5 protein-coding genes are annotated in these 20,467 nt (G+C 42.0%); 4 read left to right on the forward strand and 1 reads right to left on the reverse strand.

From position 1 onward, the window contains the following. The first annotated feature begins 38 nt into the window (after positions 1–38). The 3 genes from JL001_RS23185 (at position 39) to JL001_RS15935 (ending at position 12,519) form a co-directional block, all read left to right on the forward strand. Positions 39–386 carry a hypothetical protein gene (locus JL001_RS23185; RefSeq protein ID WP_236252847.1) on the forward strand — a complete coding sequence of 116 codons (348 nt, stop codon included), beginning with the start codon at positions 39–41 and terminating at the stop codon, positions 384–386. A gap of 272 nt (positions 387–658) precedes the next feature. Beyond that, a complete protein-coding gene (locus JL001_RS15930; protein ID WP_200977840.1) occupies positions 659–11,512 on the forward strand; it encodes an MBG domain-containing protein in 10,854 nt (3,617 codons plus the stop codon). 50 nt (positions 11,513–11,562) lie between these two features. Then, positions 11,563–12,519, forward strand: coding sequence for a type IX secretion system membrane protein PorP/SprF (locus tag JL001_RS15935; protein WP_200977842.1), 957 nt, complete (start codon positions 11,563–11,565; stop codon positions 12,517–12,519). Between the two features lie 214 nt (positions 12,520–12,733). Here JL001_RS15935 and JL001_RS15940 read toward each other — a convergent pair whose 3' ends face one another. Continuing rightward, on the reverse strand, positions 12,734–16,969 hold the full coding sequence (locus JL001_RS15940; protein WP_236252848.1) for a hybrid sensor histidine kinase/response regulator transcription factor: 4,236 nt from the start codon (positions 16,967–16,969) through the stop codon (positions 12,734–12,736). 320 nt (positions 16,970–17,289) lie between these two features. Between JL001_RS15940 and JL001_RS15945 the strand changes: the two genes are divergently transcribed. Then, positions 17,290–20,463: a TonB-dependent receptor gene (locus tag JL001_RS15945; protein WP_200977844.1), complete on the forward strand. Its 3,174-nt coding sequence runs from the start codon at positions 17,290–17,292 to the stop codon at positions 20,461–20,463. The last annotated feature ends 4 nt before the right edge of the window (positions 20,464–20,467 follow it).

The following is a 20,467-nucleotide window of genomic DNA, read 5'->3' on the forward strand; positions in this document are numbered from 1 at the left end:
GGCCACTACATTTGCAGTAACCTAAAAAACAACAAATAATGAATGTAAGGCCAATATTTAAAGGGAAATGTCCTAAATGTAATAGTGGTGAAATTTTTAAAACCACAAGATATGGATATTTAGTGAAATTTCCAGAGATGCATCATGTGTGTGATAAGTGCAACCATACCTTTGAAAGGGAACCAGGTTTTTTCTTTGGAGCCATGTATGTAAGTTATGGGTTGAGTATGCTGGAATTTCTAATACTGTGGGTAGTGGGATATTTGATTATTGGTCTGTCCGTTGAAGCGGTTTTAGTTTTAATTATTTCCGGATTATTGATATGTACCACCACAAATTATCGGCTTGGAAGAATAATATGGATATATCTTTTTGCCCATAATTAACTTTGATGATTATATAATTCTTTAATTAAATATTATATGATGATAAAATTTTATAATATGATTTATATCATGTTTTATTTTAATGTATAGTATAAATTGTGTTTGAAAATATTAAAAACGTTCTTTATGTTTTTAGTTTGTACATTTGGACAAAAGTGCCATTTATTTATGTATAAACGCACTTCATTTTTTTTCTAAATACCATTTGGATTAGGTATTATTGCGCGATGATTTTTTTAAATCACACGTAACCAACAACTAATACCTCTACTATGTACAAATTTTACCGTAATGGACAGGGAGAGTCCCTGGTTCCAATATGGGTCAAAGATTTGATCCGTTACCTTTATCCTACGCCCAATAAAATGGGCAACTTTAGTCAAAAGTTCTTTTTGGTCATTATCTTTTTTTTAGGAGCACTATTTTCCTCCTTTTCCCAAACCACCTTATCAGCCGGTGATATTGGGGTAATCCGAATCAATACTGATGGAGTTGACGGGTATAGTATCATCAATTTAGTGCCCTTGAGTTCTGGAACCACTTTTACAGTTACAGAACAGGGGTGGCGGGGAAGTACGCTGAAGTGGCAGGAAAATACAGAACCCCATGTAGCCATTACTTTATCCTCCGCTTATCCAGCTGGAACAGTTTTCCACTTGGATGAAGACATTTCTAATGAATTGTCTTTACGCATAAATTCAAGTAGTACAATTGTCGATACCTTTGCGGCTGTCGGATTTAGTTTTGTAGGGGGAGACCAGGTGATTGTATATCAAGGTACGAAAGCAAGTCCTACCTTTATCACAGGGTTGACCAATGATGATGGAGGAGCGCTTGACACATATGGTTATGGAAACGATGATGTTACTCATTGGCTAGAAGAAGATTCAGGTGCTGACTCTCGGGTAACGGGTGCGCAGGGTTCTAGGATTCCAACAGGCCTTACCAATGGGGTAAATGCCATTTCATTGTTTTATGATGTAGATACAGATCCTGAAAAGGATAATTCAATTTATATAGGGCCAAATTCCGGTACCCGTACTCAAATGATGGAGTATATTAATAATCGATCAAACTGGATGCATAATGATGCTACGCCCTATTCAAGACCGACAACTTCCTTTACCGTTACCCCTGATGGACCTTCTGTTGTTGTCCCTTCTATAACAACTTCATCAATAACTGGCATTACTGAAAATACAGCATTTATGGGAGGAAATGTAAGTAGTGACGGCGGAGCAAGTGTAACAGAAAAAGGTGTTGTGTATTCCTCATCAGATAATTCTCCTGAAATAGGGGAGTCAGGTGTGATTAAGGATACAAATGGTTCAGGTACCGGTAGTTTTGGTAAAACAATTTTTGGTCTAAGCAGTGGTACGAACTATTATTTCAGGGCCTACGCCACCAATTCAGCTGGAACTGCCTATGGGACAATGGTGAGTTTTACTACTACCATGGCATCAGGTACTCCAGCAGATCAAAATTTTAATTCAAATGGAAATGTAACAGGATCAGGTCCTATTGATATAGATGGAATTAGATACACAGGTGGACCTAGTTCAGACCGTTATGTAATGGTTGATGATGTCAGTGGAATTACTCCAAGTACGGATTTTTCCGGTAAGGGAATTATGATAGGAAATAATAATCAAGAATCACCGGGTTACGCAGAATTTTTCTCAATAGACAATTCAAGGGATTTTAAAATTTCATCTTTTCTAATAGAAACATATTCCAATTCTGGGGGTGGTTATGCTACTGAATACACCATTATCGGTTATAATAATGGAGTACAAAAAGCTTCAACTGATGTCAACATGTTGGCTTCAGGAAACTATGGTTCAGGTAGCACTACAATTACTTATGCAAAGAACAGCAGTGGGATGAGTACAGCCGGTAGATTTACCTTTACAGGTTCTGGTTGGGGAAATGTCGACCATATAAGGATACAGACCAAGTCACCATCATTAGCATATTATTATGTAGGGTTGGATGATATAGATTTCGAAGACCCTGTTACCAATTCTACACCTACTGGGATTTTATTAAGTTCAAGTTCAGTAAATCAAAGTGCCGGTAACAATGCAACCGTCGGTACCTTAAGCACGACAGATGCTGATATTAGTGATTCCCATAGCTACAGTTTGGTTTCAGGGACCGGAGACTCAAATAATGGTAGTTTCAATATTAATGGTAATGCACTGAGAGCTAATAATACAGCCATTTTATCTCCTGGTAATTATTCTGTCAGGGTTCAGACCGACGATGGCAATGGAGGTACATACCAAAGTGTTTTCTCCATCACTGTTGTGGATAATGTGGCCCCGAGTTATGAAAACAGTACTCCTTCCCTGAGTAGTATAACCATATCTTCGGCGAATCTTTCAGTTGATCTGAATGAAGAAGGAAAAGTCTATTATGTTGTTCTCTCTGATGGCGCCACCGCTCCTTTTGCTATACATATAAGAAACGGGACAGATCGCTTTGGGTCACCAGCTCCATTTAGTGGAAACTTTACCACTTCAGGTACAACAGGGAATATAGGGATATCTGGACTGTCTCCCAATACTTCTTATGACCTGTGGGTAATGTCTGAGGATGGGATTCCTAATTTGGGTAGCACCGTGAAAATTGACTTTACTACGAATGCACCTGATTCCGATGGGAATTTGACAGATGCTGGAACTGTATCAGAACCAGTTGACATCAGTTCTTTAATTGATACCCAAGCTGAAGCAATTGATATATTTGATTTTAACATTTCTGATGGAGGAAGTGCAGATGGTTTGCCATTGACTGTTTCTCAAATTGCTATAAATGTTTCTGGGACAAGTAATGATTTGGGAAGAAGTAAAATTACTTTCCGACTCGATGGCAATGATGCTTCTAATGCTATCGGTGTTTATAATCCGACAACCGATAAGATTATCTTTAGTGGACTTTCCATATCTGTAGCAAATGGTACAAGTGAAACGTATACTGTTAATGCTTACTTTAATGATAATACAGGCATTATTGAAGATCAGACAGTCATTCTAAGCATTGATGGAGATACTGATTTGAGTGTAGGAAGTACTGGTACCCAAATGGGAACTACTTCAGTCGTTTCAAATGGTTCTGGAAGTGCTATTGATATTGTAGCTAGTCAATTGGTATTCAGTACTCAACCTGCAGGGTCTATTTCTGGACAGGCACTGACTACCCAGCCAACAGTTTCAGCTCGGGATGCTTATGGAAACATTGATAGTGATTTTTCTGAAACCATCACCTTGACCGAAGCAAGTGCCGGTTCCTTAACAGGAACAACAACTGTAAATGCGGTGAATGGAGTTGCAGTATTTTCAAATGTAGGCTATTCAGCAACAGTAGATCAGGAAACTTTTGGCATTAGTGCGAATGATCAGGATGGGGTCGGAACCAACCTTTCTGTAGTAGGTTCAAATGTTTTGACTTCAGATGTTGTGGCCTCCAAATTGATTTATGCAACACAACCAGCTCCTTTAAGTGTTGATAATGGTAAATCAACCTCCCTAACGACAGTTCCTGTTGTCAAAGCTGTTGATTCTAATGGTATAGTTGATACTGGTTATTCGACAAGTATCATTTTGGCTGAGGTAAACGGAGCTGGTTCCGCATCAATGTCAGCAACTTCGGACACAGATGGGAATGCTGCAACAATCAGTATTACACCTTCGTCTGGAATAGCCACTTTTATAGGGATGCAGTTGACCTATATTGCATCAGGGACAAGTGATGAGACATTTAACCTTCAAGCATCATCAGGTGGATTAAGCACAGCTAATAGTAATCAATTAACGGCAAGAGTAAATAATGCTCCGACAGCATCTTCCCCTTCAATTTCTGGTAGTTTATCAGTTGCAAAGCAATTAACAGGTAACTATAGCTATTCAGACCTTGAAAGTGACCCGGAAAGTGGTTCTACTTACAAATGGTACAGGGCTGAGGATAATACAGGTTCTGGAAAAGTGGCTATTTCTGGGGCAACTGAAAAGCAATATACTTTGCAGGCTGTTGACCAGGGGAAATATATCAGCTTTGAGGTTACCCCTAGTGATGGAACTGATGCTGGAACAGCTGTCGAAAGTGATTTTGAAGGCCCTGTCAAGATTGACCAAGCCATTACTTTTCCAAGCATAGCAAACAAAACATACGGAGGAGCATCATTTACCTTGGGGAATGCCCAAACTGATCAAGGCTTAACAGTAACCTATACGGCAACAGATCCAAATGTGGTCAGCATTACAGGCAACCAAGCTACTATTCTAAAGGCAGGAAATACACAAATCACTGCCACGCAATCAGGTGATGGGCTGACCAATGCGGCTGCTCCTGTAGTACAGACTTTGACAGTTGGTAAAGCAACCTTGACGGTAACGGCGGATGATAAATCCAAGGTCTATGGATCAACCGATCCGGTATTGAAGGTCAGCTATTCTGGTTTCGAAAATGGCGATGATGAAACTGCTCTAGGTGGAACCCTGGCTGTTAGCCGAGCAACAGGTGAAGATGTAGGCAACTATGTGATCACGGCATCAGGCTATACCTCGGATAACTACACGATCAGCTATACTACAGGGAACTTTGAAATAACCAAAGCCACGCTGATGGTAACGGCAGAAGATAAATCGAAAGTTTACGGGTCAACTGATCCGTTATTGACGGTCAGCTATACAGGTTTTAAAAACGGTGATGATAAGGCTGCCTTGGGTGGAACCCTGGCTATTAGCAGAGCCACAGGTGAAGATGTAGGCAACTATGTGATCACGGCATCAGGCTATACCTCGGATAACTACACGATCAGCTATACTACAGGGAACTTTGAAATAACCAAAGCCACGCTGATGGTAACGGCAGAAGATAAATCGAAAGTTTACGGGTCAACTGATCCGTTATTGACGGTCAGCTATACAGGTTTTAAAAACGGTGATGATAAGGCTGCCTTGGGTGGAACCCTGGCTATTAGCAGAGCCACAGGTGAAGATGTAGGCAACTATGTGATCACGGCATCAGGCTATACCTCGGATAACTACACGATCAGCTATACTACAGGGAACTTTGAAATAACCAAAGCCACGCTGATGGTAACGGCAGAAGATAAATCGAAAGTTTACGGGTCAACTGATCCGTTATTGACGGTCAGCTATACAGGTTTTAAAAACGGTGATGATAAGGCTGCCTTGGGTGGAACCCTGGCTATTAGCAGAGCCACAGGTGAAGATGTAGGCAACTATGTGATCACGGCATCAGGCTATACCTCGGATAACTACACGATCAGCTATACTACAGGGAACTTTGAAATAACCAAAGCCACGCTGATGGTAACGGCAGAAGATAAATCGAAAGTTTACGGGTCAACTGATCCGTTATTGACGGTCAGCTATACAGGTTTTAAAAACGGTGATGATAAGGCTGCCTTGGGTGGAACCCTGGCTATTAGCAGAGCCACAGGTGAAGATGTAGGCAACTATGTGATCACGGCATCAGGCTATACCTCGGATAACTACACGATCAGCTATACTACAGGGAACTTTGAAATAACCAAAGCCACGCTGATGGTAACGGCAGAAGATAAATCGAAAGTTTACGGGTCAACTGATCCGTTATTGACGGTCAGCTATACAGGTTTTAAAAACGGTGATGATAAGGCTGCCTTGGGTGGAACCCTGGCTATTAGCAGAGCCACAGGTGAAGATGTAGGCAACTATGTGATCACGGCATCAGGCTATACTTCCAATAACTATACGATCAGCTATACCGCAGGGGATTTTGAGATTACCAAAGCAACCTTGACGGTATTGGCGGATGATAAATCCAAGGTCTATGGAGCAACCGATCCGGTATTGACGGTCAGCTATACAGGTTTTAAAAACGGTGACGATAAGGCTGCCTTGGGTGGAACCCTGGCTATTAGCAGAACGACAGGTGAAGATGTAGGCAACTATGTGATCACGGCATCAGGCTATACTTCCGATAACTATACGATCAGCTATACCGCAGGGGATTTTGAGATTACCAAAGCAACCTTGACGGTATTGGCGGATGATAAATCCAAGGTCTATGGAGCAACCGATCCGGTATTGACGGTCAGCTATACAGGTTTTAAAAACGGTGACGATAAGGCTGCCTTGGGTGGAACCCTGGCTATTAGCAGAACGACAGGTGAAGATGTAGGCAACTATGCTATTACTGCAACAGGATATACCTCTGATAACTATACGATCAACTATACCGCGGGGAACTTTGAGATTACCAAGGCCACGCTTACGGTAACGGCGGATGATAAATCGAAGGTCTATGGATCAGTTGATCCAAGTTTAACAGTGAGTTACTCTGGTTTCGAAAATGGCGATGATGAAACTGCTCTAGGTGGAACCCTGGCTATTAGCAGAACCACAGGCGAGGATGTAGGCAACTATGCAATCACTGCATCAGGTTATAGCTCTGATAACTATACGATCAGCTATACCGCAGGGAACTTTGAGGTTACCAAGGCCACGCTTACGGTAACGGCAGAAGATAAATCGAAAGTTTACGGATCAGTTGACCCAAGTTTAACAGTGAGTTACTCTGGTTTTGAAAACGGTGATGATGAATCTGCTTTGGGTGGAACCCTGGCTATAAGCCGAGCTACCGGCGAGAATGTAGGCAACTATGCTATTACTGCAACAGGATATACCTCTGATAACTATACGATCAACTATACCGCGGGGAACTTTGAGATTACCAAGGCCACGCTTACGGTAACGGCGGATGATAAATCGAAGGTCTATGGATCAGTTGATCCAAGTTTAACAGTGAGTTACTCTGGTTTCGAAAATGGCGATGATGAAACTGCTCTAGGTGGAACCCTGGCTATTAGCAGAACCACAGGCGAGGATGTAGGCAACTATGCAATCACTGCATCAGGTTATAGCTCTGATAACTATACGATCAGCTATACCGCAGGGAACTTTGAGGTTACCAAGGCCACGCTTACGGTAACGGCAGAAGATAAATCGAAAGTTTACGGATCAGTTGACCCAAGTTTAACAGTGAGTTACTCTGGTTTTGAAAACGGTGATGATGAATCTGCTTTGGGTGGAACCCTGGCTATAAGCCGAGCTACCGGCGAGAATGTAGGCAACTATACGATTACTGCAACAGGTTATACTTCTGATAACTATACGATCAGCTATACCGCAGGGGACTTCGAGATTACCAAAGCAACCTTGACGGTAACGGCGGATGATAAATCCAAGGTCTATGGATCAGCTGATCCGGTATTGACGGTCAGCTACTCCGGTTTTGAAAACGGTGATGATAAGGCTGCTCTAGGTGGTACACTTGATATTGTAAGAACCACAGGTGAAAATGTGGGCAACTATGCAATTACTACCTCAGGCTATACCTCTGATAACTATACGATCAGCTATATCGCGGGGAACTTTGAGATAACCAAGGCCACGCTTACGGTAACGGCGGATGATAAATCGAAGGTGTATGGATCAGCTGATCCAAGTTTAACAGTGAGTTATTCTGGCTTTGTGAATGGTGATGATGAGACGGCATTGGGCGGTACCTTAGATATAAGCCGTGCAGCCGGAGAGGATGTGGGCACTTATGCAATTATTGCTTCCGGTTATAAGTCATCTAACTATACGATCAGCTATATGGATGGCAGCTTTGCAATTACTCAAGCAGCCTTAACTGTTACTGCTGATGATCAATCCAAAGTCTACGGAGATACTGATCCAAGTTTAATAGTGAGTTATTCTGGCTTTGTGAATGGTGATGATGAAACTGCTTTGGGTGGAACACTGGCTATTAGCCGATCAACAGGTGAAGATGTAGGCAACTATGCGATCACGGCGTCCGGCTATACCTCGGATAACTATACGATCAACTATACCGGGGGGAACTTTGAGATTACCAAGGCCACGCTGATGGTAACGGCAGATGACAAGAATAAGGTCTATGGATCAACTGATCCGGTATTGACGGTCAGCTACTCCGGTTTTGAAAACGGTGATGATGAAACTGCTTTGGGTGGAACACTGGCTATTAGCCGATCAACAGGTGAAGATGTAGGCAACTATGCGATCACGGCGTCCGGCTATACCTCGGATAACTATACGATCAGCTATACTACAGGCAACCTTGAGATCACCAAAGCCACGCTTACGGTAACGGCAGATGACAAGAATAAGGTCTATGGATCAACTGATCCGGTATTGACGGTCAGCTACTCCGGTTTTGAAAACGGTGATGATGAAACTGCTCTAGGTGGAACCCTGGCTGTTAGCCGAGCAACAGGTGAAGATGTGGGCAACTATACAATTACGGCATCAGGCTATACCTCTGATAACTATACGATCAACTATACCGCGGGGAACTTTGAGATTACCAAAGCCACGCTTACGGTAACGGCAGATGACAAGAATAAGGTCTATGGATCAGTTGATCCAAGTTTAACAGTGAGTTACTCTGGTTTTGAAAATGGCGATGATGAGGCTGCTCTAGGTGGAACCCTGGCTATTAGCAGAACCACAGGTGAAGATGTAGGCAACTATGCTATTACTGCAACAGGCTATACCTCTGATAACTATACGATCAACTATACCTCGGGGAACTTTGAGATTACCAAGGCCACGCTTACGGTAACGGCAGATGATAAATCCAAGGTCTATGGATCAGTTGATCCAAGTTTAACAGTGAGCTACTCCGGTTTTGTGAACGGCGATGATGAGGCTGCTTTGGGCGGAACCCTGGCTATTGTAAGAACCACAGGTGAAGATGTGGGCAACTATACAATTACGGCATCAGGCTATACCTCTGATAACTATACGATCAACTACACTGCGGGGAACTTTGAGGTTACCAAAGCCACATTAATGGTAGCAGCCGATGATAAGAATAAGGTCTATGGATCAACTGATCCTGTATTGACGGTCAGCTACTCTGGTTTTGAAAACGGTGATGATGAGGCTGCTCTAGGTGGAACCCTGGCTATTGTAAGAACCACAGGTGAAGATGTGGGCAACTATACAATTACGGCATCAGGCTATACCTCTGATAACTATACGATCAACTATACCGGGGGGAACTTCGAGATTACCAAAGCAACCTTGACGGTATTGGCGGATGATAAATCCAAGGTATATGGATCAGTTGATCCAAGTCTAACGGTCAACTATACAGGTTTTGGAAACGGTGATGATGAAACTGCCTTGGGCGGAACATTGGCTATAATCCGAGCAACAGGTGAAGATGTAGGCAACTATGCGATCACGGCGTCCGGCTATACCTCTGATAACTACTCGATCAACTATACCGCAGGGGACTTCGAGATTACCAAAGCAACCTTGACGGTATTGGCGGATGATAAATCCAAGGTATATGGATCAGTTGATCCAAGTTTAACGGTCAGCTACTCCGGTTTTGAAAACGGTGATGATGAAACTGCTTTGGGGGGAACACTGGCTATTAGCCGATCAACAGGTGAAGATGTAGGCAACTATGCGATCACGGCGTCCGGCTATACCTCGGATAACTATACGATCAGCTATACTACAGGCAACTTTGAGGTTACCAAAGCCACGCTTACGGTAACGGCAGATGACAAGAATAAGGTCTATGGATCAGCTGATCCAAGTTTAACGGTCAGCTACTCCGGTTTTGTAAATGGTGATGATCAGATTGCTCTAGATGGAACCCTGGCTATTGTAAGAACCACAGGTGAAGATGTGGGCAACTATGCGATCACGGCCTCTGGCTATACCTCTGATAACTACACGATCAGCTATACTACAGGGAACTTTGAGGTTACCAAAGCCACGCTTACGGTAACGGCAGATGACAAGAATAAGGTCTATGGATCAGTTGATCCAAGTTTAACAGTGAGTTACTCTGGTTTTGAAAACGGTGATGATGAGGCTGCTCTAGGTGGAACATTGGCTATTGTAAGAACCACAGGTGAAGATGTAGGCAACTATGCTATTACTGCAACAGGCTACAGCTCTGATAACTATACGATCAGCTATACTGCGGGGAATTTTGAGATCACACAGGCCACGCTGACGGTAACGGCCGATGACAAGTCCAAGGTTTTCGGAACTGCTGATCCTGCATTGACCTATGTTGTCAGTGGTCTTGTGAACGGTGATGGTATGGAAGTAATGGAAGGAAATCTTGACAGGTCTCCGGGCGAGGAGGTAGGCATTTACCCGATCAATAAGGGAAGCCTGTCCACAAACTCTAATTACCTCATGCAGTTCACTGGCGGTGAATTTACCATTGAAGCCAGAAAGATCGAGGAGGTCTACGAACCTGCTGCAGTGGAAGTAGCCTGGGGAGTGTCATATGATGAGGTGATCTTGCCGGAAACCGTTTTGGTACGTACCGAGGAGGATGAAATGATCAACCTTCCAGTTCGCTGGGACAGGACTGGTATTGACCTGAGGAACAGGGGTAGCTACACCATCAATGGGGAACTGGTCCTGCCAAGCAGTGTTTCCGAGGATGCGCCGAGCCCTTATATGGATGTCGTGGTGTTGCCAAAACCGGCACCAACGGACCTTCTATTGGACCACACTGAATTTGAAGCTTCGGTAGAAAACATTCAAATCGCAATAGGGGGCCTTGAAGTCATTGATCCGGTTGATGATGTGCATATGCTTGATTTGGTTCCTGGAGCAGGGGATAACCAATACTTCCTATTATCGGGCAGTGCGCTGTACTGGAGTTCCAACGAAGCCCTTGCCGGAAGGACATCGTTTACAGTGGTGCTCCAGGTAATGGATGCCGACGGAAATATTTTGGAGAAGTCCTTCACGATAACCAGGCTGCGGAAATCACTGGATGAAATCGAGATATACAATACGTTTACACCAAACCAGGATGGTACCAACGACACCTGGGGCATTGAAGAGCTGAAGTACTATACAGGGGTAAGGATCATGGTGTTTGAAAGAAGCGGGAAACGGGTTTTCCTGACCACTGATCCAGAGACCAGATGGGACGGAACCTTCAACGGAAAGGAATTGGCACCTGGGTCTTATTTCTGGGTGGTGGAAACAGGTGAGACCGACAAGGTAAGGCGTGGAACCTTAAACCTGCTTAGAAGATGATCGGTTCGAAAAAGTGCACAGTGAATTTAACCATCAAGAACAATGTCAAGATGAAAAGAACAGTTATTTATATCTGCCTAATAATATTTCTGGTCCCTTTTACCTCAACAGGCCAGAGCAGGAAGTACATCAGCCAGTTTGATTTCTTCCAAAGCTATTACAACCCGGGGTTGACGGGATATGAGGGCAGTACGATCCGTGGCTTTGTAAGAAACCAGTGGAGCGGCTTTGAAGGTGCTCCAAGGACGATGTTTTTCAGTGGCGAGCTGGATTTTGCAGAAATGAAAGGCACGGAAGACCCTGCCATGATGGGGAAGAATGCAGCCAGCCTGAACCTGTTGTTCGACAGTTATGGGGCATTTAAGGAGACCGGCCTGATCCTGGGCTATGCGAGCAGGATCCGTCTTACCGAAAAGCACAACCTTAGGCTGGGGGCAGGGGTAAGCTATACCACTGTGCAGTTGGACGGCAACGCGATGACCATTGAGCAGCAGGGGGATGATTTGCTGGGTCAGTACATTGGGTCCTTCTCCGACATGCGGATCATGGACTTTAACCTGGGCCTTGCCCTGACCCACCAGAAGTATTACCTGTCCTATGCGATGCACCAGGTAAACGGGGGGCGTATATCCAGTGGTGACGAGTTCATGGAAGGGAGGCCTGTCAATTATATTGTGCAGGCGGGGTATAGGGAAGCCCTGAATGACCATTTGGCGGTGATCGGCAATTTCTTTTTCAGGGGCCAGGAAGACCTACCCAACAATGTGGAGTTTAACCTGAAGGCATTGCTGATGGACAAGGTCTGGCTGGGAGCCGGCCACCGTGTTGATTATGCGAATAACCTCCAGATGGGCTTTTTGCTGAACAAGCTCAAGGTGGGCTATGTGTATGAGTTCCCTACCAATGGAAGCTATTTGCTTCCGGGCAACACCCATGAGTTTATGGCTGTCTTCAGCCTGTTCAGGTCCAACAAAAGAAACAGGCCGGATGAAGTATTGATTTGGTAATAACAAATCTATTGGATAAAAAAAGCTCCCCGAATTATTTTGGGAAGCTTTTTTTTATCCATAGTACGACCCAACTCCTGAACTTTTGATTTCTTCCTTTTTGAGATTTGAAGCATCATCAAATCAAAAAGGATAATTGAATAATTTAAAATAAAAAGTCAGTGATGAATATGTCTATTTTATGATACAGTATAATGGTAGAATAATAAATTATCTAATGGCTATTCAATTTGTTTTTTGAATAGCTACTTGGGCTACTTCCAAACTGCTTCTGAAAGCACTTGCTGAAATACTTGGGGTTGTTAAAGCCTACCATATAACTGATTTCAGATACTTTATATTGACTTTGCATTAAGAGTTGCGCTGCCCTTTTTAGCCTAATAGTTTGGATAAAGTCGTTTGGAGTATGATCTGTTACCGCTTTGAGTTTGGAAAAAAGCAATGTTCTGCTCATGCCCATTTCTTTGACAAATGTAGTGATGTCAAAATCTGCATTATCCATATGTTTTTCAATAACCTTAATGGCTTTTTTAATTAAATCAGCATCAGCAGGACTTATGGCAATTTCCGCAGGTGAGAGATCAGCTCTTTGTCTAAAGGCTGATTTTATTTTCTCTCTGGTCAATAAAAGGTTTCTGATTTTTGCGATCAGAATATCCAAGGGAAATGGTTTGCTTAGGTAATCATCTGCGCCGGAAGCATAGCCTTCTCTCTGATAATCATAACTATTTCTGGCTGTCAGTAAAATCACGGGAATATGACTGGTCTCAATTGATTTTTTGATGAGACTGCACATTTCTACTCCATCCATCTTAGGCATCATTACATCTGATATGATGATGTCTGGGGAGACATCCAGTGCCCTCTGTATTCCCTGCGACCCATTGGTAGCCACAAATACTTGAAAGTACTGCTGTAATATGCCTTTCATTAAGGAAAGTAATTCCTCATTATCTTCAACTAAAAGTAATTTTTTGTTTTGAAGACTGGGGTCTACAGGTAACTTTTTATTCGTCTTTTCATTGGATGAAAGCATGTGAAGGTCAATGGCACTGATTTCTTGTTCTGGAGAAAAGTGATTGGTTTTTGGGTCATTAGGCTGTCCCTTTAACTCATGGGAATTGAAATGTTCTTTACCATTTCGTAAAAAAATGGTGAAGGCGGTTTTATGGTGGGGGACGCTGGACATGTCAATCTTTCCATGGTGGAGTTCAATGATGTTTTTACTTAAAGCTAATCCTATACCTGTTCCTGCTGAAATATTTCTTTCTGAATCTTCAATTTGGAAAAAGCGTTCAAAAATTCTGTCCTGATGTTCAGGTGGAATACCCTTCCCATTGTCCTCTATGATGATTTTAATTCCAACAACATGTTTTTCGTTGATTTCAAGCGTACTATTCTGGGCTTTCAGCTTAATGTTTCCATTGTCTGGAGTGAATTTGAAGGCATTGTAACAGAGGTTATAGCAAACTTTTTCCATTTGATCGAGATCAAACCAAAGCTGTTTTGGGAGTTCGTCGTCCATTATTAGCTGAAAGTCGATGTTTTTCTTTTTGGCAATACCATCAAATGATTGATAAATGGAATTCAGGAATGCTTTTAGGTTGTTTTCCTGAACTTGCAATTTTAGATGCCCTGATTCTTGCTTTCTAAATTCCAAAAGCTGATTGATGAGTCTCAAGAGCCTTGAAGCATTGTTATGGATGGAATTCAATTGGTAAAGAACCTGTTGGGAAAGGTCTGTCCTTCCCAATAATTGCTCCAGAGGAACTTTGATCAACATAAGAGGTGTCCTTAATTCATGTGAAATATTGGTGAAAAATCTTAGTTTAAGTTGATTGATCTCTTCTTGCTTTTGATGTTCCAACCGCTCGAAGCGCAAATCATTTTTTAAGCGAATTCGAAATGTAATAATGGATTTGGCAATATAAGCGATCAATATTAGTAAAATACCATAAGCTACATAAGCCAAGTTGCTCTTGTACCACGGGGGGAGGACTGTTAGATTTAATGTGGTTTCCTCGGATTCATAAAGTCCATTTTCTGAAGTGCTCTTGACATGAAAGGTATAATTACCTGCTTCCAAATTGGTATAGGAAGCATATCTCCTGTTGGCATCAGTATGCATCCAGTTTTGATCAAAGCCTTCTAATTTGTAGGCATAATGATTTTTTCCGGGATGATTGAAGTTCATTGCACTGAATTCAAATTCAAAGCTATTCAGCTGGTGACTTAGTGTTACTTCCTTTGTAAATCCTATGTGTTTTTGTAAAACTACTTTGCTGTCAAGCGTATCCCCGGGTTCGACTAATTGGTTATGGATCCTGAATTTGGTTAGCGTAGGTTTACCTGGACCAATAGGAAGTTTGATTTGATCTGGCAAAAACGCATTGAAACCATTGGTGCCCCCAAAGTACATTTTTCCACTTTTTGCTTTAAAAGCTGATCCCAGGTTAAATTCATTGGACTGAAGCCCATCTTCAACGGAATAATTTTTAAATGTTCCTTTCTGGGGATTAAAGGAAGTAAGACCCTTGACTGTACTGATCCATAGCTGTCCACTGTCATCTTCCAGTATCGCTTTTATGACATCGCTAGGAAGCCCATCTTTTTCCCTATAATGGATGAATTGATAGGTTTCAACTTTCATCTGATTTAAGCCTCCACCAAAAGTCCCTACCCAAAGGTTGCCTTTTTGATCTTCGTAAATAGAAGTGATAATATCATGACTGATGCTTAAAGAATCTTTAGGGTTATGCCGAAAGTAGGTGAATTTTTCTGTTTTGAAATCAAAAAGGTTTAATCCGCCTCCATATGTGCCTACCCATAGCCTGTTTTTGGAATCAATCAATAAAGCCCTTACATCATTAAAGCTTGGAGTATTTTGATTATCGGATTGATGAAAGTAATGTTTGAATTGGCCCGTTTGGGGATCAAATCGGTTTAAACCCCCTCCATTCGCTGTTCCCACCCATAAAAAGCCTTCCTTATCCTCGACAAGAGCCCAAACTTCATCTTTACTTAACGAATAGGGATTAGTATAATCATGCTGAAACAATTTTATTTCTTTTGTTAAAGGAGAATATTGATATAATCCCGATCCATCAGTTCCGATCCAAATTTTCTGTTCCCTATCTTCATAGATAACCTGAACATTAAGGGATGAGTTTTCCTTTTTTCCTTTTTGTGTAAAGGAAATGCTTGAGAACCGCTCATTCCCGGTTTTTTTAACATCCAACCCTCCATTGAAGATACCAACCCATAAATTCTGTGCATGATCAATAAGAATGGATTTTACCATTTTACCCGAAAGTCCCCCTTGTTCTCCTGGTTGTGGTCGATAGTGCTCAAAATGTTGGGCTGAAGGGTTTATTTTGTTCAATCCCTCTCCAGAGTACATGCCTATCCATATATTTTCTTCTCTATCCTCAAATAAGCTATAGACAGATTGACCATTTAAACTGTATGGATCAGATGGGTTTTCGTCATAATGAAAGATTTTTTTGGTATCAAGTTCAAAGACATATAAGCCAGCTCCCAGGGTTCCAATCCAAATATGACCTTGTCCATCCTCCAGAAAACTTGTGATATTTCCTTTTTTAAGAGTAGTTGAACTTGTCTGAAATGGAAGGAATTTTATGTCTTTTGAAGATCGTTTAAACACTCCATGGTTTTCTGTTCCCAGCCAAAAATTTCCTTTACTATCCTGAAAAAAGGATTTAACAGAGCGAATAATGCTTCCTTGGTTATTCAGTTCAACAGTTGTAAATTCATTTTCTTTTGGATCAAACTGTTGAACACCATGATCATACGTACCAATCCATAGAAGTTGTTGATTGTCCTCAAATACTTGCCATATTTTATTGTCTGCGAGCTGGGAGTTGTAGGTAGTAAATTGTTTGACTCCAAGATTATTGGTAAGCTCCAGTAAATTTTTTGGTGTAAATCCTTTTGGGATTTTGATTTGGTAGATACCATCAGCAAGTGTGCTTACCCAAATAGTCCCGTCGTGATCGACCATCAATTTTCCAGTCTTTTGAGATGGGACAAGTCCACTTTGGAGCAGTGAAACGAAAGCATTGGTTCTTGGGTCAAAAATATTGATTCCTCCTCCTTCAGTACTGATCCAGATGTAACCGTTTTTGTCTTGTATCAATCCTCGGATAACATTATTGCTAAGGCTGCTTTGCTGCTGAAATTGATGTTTGTAAACTGTAAATTGATAACTGTCGAATTTGGCCAAGCCATCATCCGTTCCGAACCATAGGTAGCCTTGGTCATCCTGCATGATGGCCAAAATAGAATTTTGTGGTAGTCCATTTTGAGAGGTGTAATGGGTGAATTTATAAAAGGGATGTCCGGTTCCCTGAGCCATTAGCCCAATTGAATCGATCAGCAATATGAGTATGACCATTACCTTGTACATCCTTGCAGTTTGCTTAAGCATCATCAGAATTTAAGCTTTTGATTGATCAGGCTTTTTGATTTAGGAGATTAAATATTTCGATTGTCTAAACTAATTTTTTCAAGGTATAATTCGGAGTCTCTTTTCCAATTTATAATCATAATGTACGATTTTATCCCTTTTTCTGGACAATTTTTCACCCCTCTGGACGATTGAATACCCATTTTCGAACAAGATTGGCCCTGTTTAAAAAAGCGCCTGTCTAGCTTTGTTAGGTAAGCTATCCCCAAATCAATAAGCTGTACAGTCAAGTCAAATCAGGGATGAAAGCGATTACCATTTATTCACACTAATACCAAAATAATATGTATTGGAACAACTACAACAAGAAGTGGCTAATACTGTTCTTGGTACTTTTCGTGGGGCAGGCGACAGCTCAGGAAAGCACCATAATAGGAACAGTGACTGATGCCAATACCGGCGAAACAATCCCGGGAGTAAATATCCTAATCGAAGGAAGTGTTAAAGGAACAGTTACCGATCTTGAAGGTGATTTTTCCATTCAGGCCAGTCCAAAGGATGTCCTTATATTTAGTTATATAGGGTATGAAACTCAAAATATTACCATAGGCAATGAGAGTACCTTGAATGTAAGTCTGGAAACGGATTCCAAACAGTTGGATGAAGTGGTGGTGATTGGATATGGGGAACAGTCCAGAGAGACCTTAACTTCATCTGTGGCTAAGCTGGATAAGAAGGTGTTGGAAAATGTCCCGTTTGCCAATGCGGCCTCTGCTTTGCAAGGTACGGTTTCTGGGGTGAGGGTGCAGACTACCACAGGTCAGCCTGGTGCTGCTCCAAGAATAATTGTTCGGGGAGGAACCTCCATTAACAATCCCAATGGTGCAGAACCACTTTACATTATAGATGGGGTTATTCGTAGTAATATGAATGATATTAACCCAGACGATATTGAATCACTTCAAGTCCTGAAAGATGCAGCAGCCACAGCTATTTATGGTGCCAGAGGTTCCAATGGTGTGGTGATCATTACAACCAAAACTGGTAAAGTGGGCAAAACCTTGGTGACCTATCGCTATAATATCAGTGCTTCAGAAATGTGGAACAGGTATGACATGGCTTCGGCAGAAGACTATATTTATTTCAATAGGAAAGGAATCCTCGCTACCGCTGAAAAGCATCCAGAACACCTCTTCCGTTTGAATTTGGCCAACGGGTTTGGGGTAGGAAATGACTTGTCGAACAGTACAGCCTTTACGACACAGTACCTTACTCCTGAGAATGAATACAAGCTCAATGAAGGTTGGCAACAAATGATAGATCCTGCAGACCCTACCAAAACCATTATTTTCGCAGAAACTGATTGGCAAGATGTATTATTCAGAACAGCGATAAGTCAGAATCATTATATCAATGTCAGTGGTGGATCAGAAAAAGCACGATTTGACCTTGGTGTGGGCTACTTGGATAATGAAGGGGTGGCAATCAATACTGACTTCAAGCGGTTTACAACGCGAATGAACGGAGATATTCAAGTGAATGATCGCTTAGGGGTGTATGGCAGACTGAATTTTACTTCCAGCTCAAACAATCAAGTATACAGTGAAAATCAATTGTTTCAAAGAGCCCTTGGTCTACCTCCTACAACCAAGTTGTATTTTGAGGATGGAACTTTGGCAACGGGTCAAAACAGGAGCATGGGGAATCCATTGTACCATTTGAACAGGATAGATGCATTGAATGTAACCAACAGATTGACCCTTTCAGGTGGGGCAAATTGGGAAATCTTCAAAGATTTTACCTTTGAACCAATGGCATCGCTATACTTTGTACAGGCCTCAAGCAACAGCTTTCAAAAATCATTTTATAATACACCAACTCAATTTGTCGATTCGCGGGAAGCCTCGGCCTCTAATTCTATCTACTGGCAAAAGCAATTTGATGGGGTGTTCAGCTATCAAAAGAGGATCGGCTTACATAATCTACAGTTCAAATTGGGAGGATCCTTTTATGACCGCAAGAGTTATGTGGCCAGTGCTGCAGGAAGGGGAGCCGCTTCAGATTTGATTCCCACACTCAATGCTTCGGCAGAACCTACTGCGGTAAGCAGCTCATTGACCCAGCAGGTGATCATTGGATATTTTGGAAGGGTAAATTATGATTTTGATAAGAAATACCTCTTTTCTTTCACTGCCCGCTATGATGGTGCTTCTAATTTAGGAGCCAATAATTATTGGGGATTTTTCCCAGGCATTTCTGGAGGCTGGAATTTACATAGGGAAAGTTTCTGGACTAATATGCCTGAACAATTTTCCACATTGAAACTAAGAGGTTCTTATGGGGTAAATGGAAATATTGGCAATTTGTCTGATTTTCATGCGCAAGGTCTCTATTCTGTAGGAAACAGGTATTACGACCAAGCGGCTATTCAAAATAACAGAATGGCTAACCAAGACCTTAAATGGGAGCGTTCAGGAACCTTTGACATCGGGTTGGATTTGGGATTGTTCAATGATCGCGTCACCGTAATTGCCGATTATTATAACCGATTGACAGATAATTTGCTGACCAATTTGGAGTTACCTCAGTCCACTGGCTTTAGCAGTATTTTGACTAACCTAGGCTCTTTGAGGAATGAAGGGATGGAAGTGGAAATGTCCGCCGGTGTTATCCAAAATAAGGACTTTGCCTGGAGCTTGTCGGCCAATGCCTCCTATAACATCAATACAGTAGTAGAACTTCCTGAGAATGGCAATGAAAATAACAGAATTGGTGGCGTTTTGGTCTATGACCCCGTGTTGGGGCAATATACTTGGAAGGGGGGATTGCAAGAAGGTGGCCGAATAGGTGATTTGTTTGCTTACCAGCAACTTGGGATTTATGCTACGGACCAAGAGGCTGCCGAAGGACCTTATGATGCATTGGTACCTGGTACTGACAAGAGCAAGTTTGGTGGAGATACCAACTGGGCTGACTTGGATCAAAATGATTCGATAGATAGCAGAGATAGGATCTATGCAGGAAATATATATCCAAAATGGACAGGAGGCTTTACCAATACTTTCAATTACAGAGGACTTTCATTGACAGTAAGGGCAGATTTTGCCCTGGGACATACTATTTATCATGAGAGCAGGGCCAGGTTTAATGGACAATATCAAGGGGATATCGGGATTTTGGAAGAAACTACTACTTCTTGGCAAAACCAAGGGGATGTGACCGATATTCCAAAGTACTATTGGGCAGATCAACTTTCCCAAAACAACTCTTTCAGAGGCAGTACTTTTTATGACGAAAAGGGCGATTATCTGGCGCTAAGGGAAGTTACTCTCAGCTACAACCTGCCCAAAAGCTGGACGGAAAAACTGAAAATAGGCAATATCAGGACCTATTTCACAGGAACGAACTTGTATTATTTCACACAATATACTGGATTGAATCCTGAAGAAGGAGGAACTGACTCTGGAAGATATCCTATCCCTAGAAGTTTCTTGTTCGGTATCAATGTCAATTTCTAATCCA

This window comes from Echinicola sp. 20G (assembly GCF_015533855.1).
GTDB lineage: Bacteria > Bacteroidota > Bacteroidia > Cytophagales > Cyclobacteriaceae > Echinicola.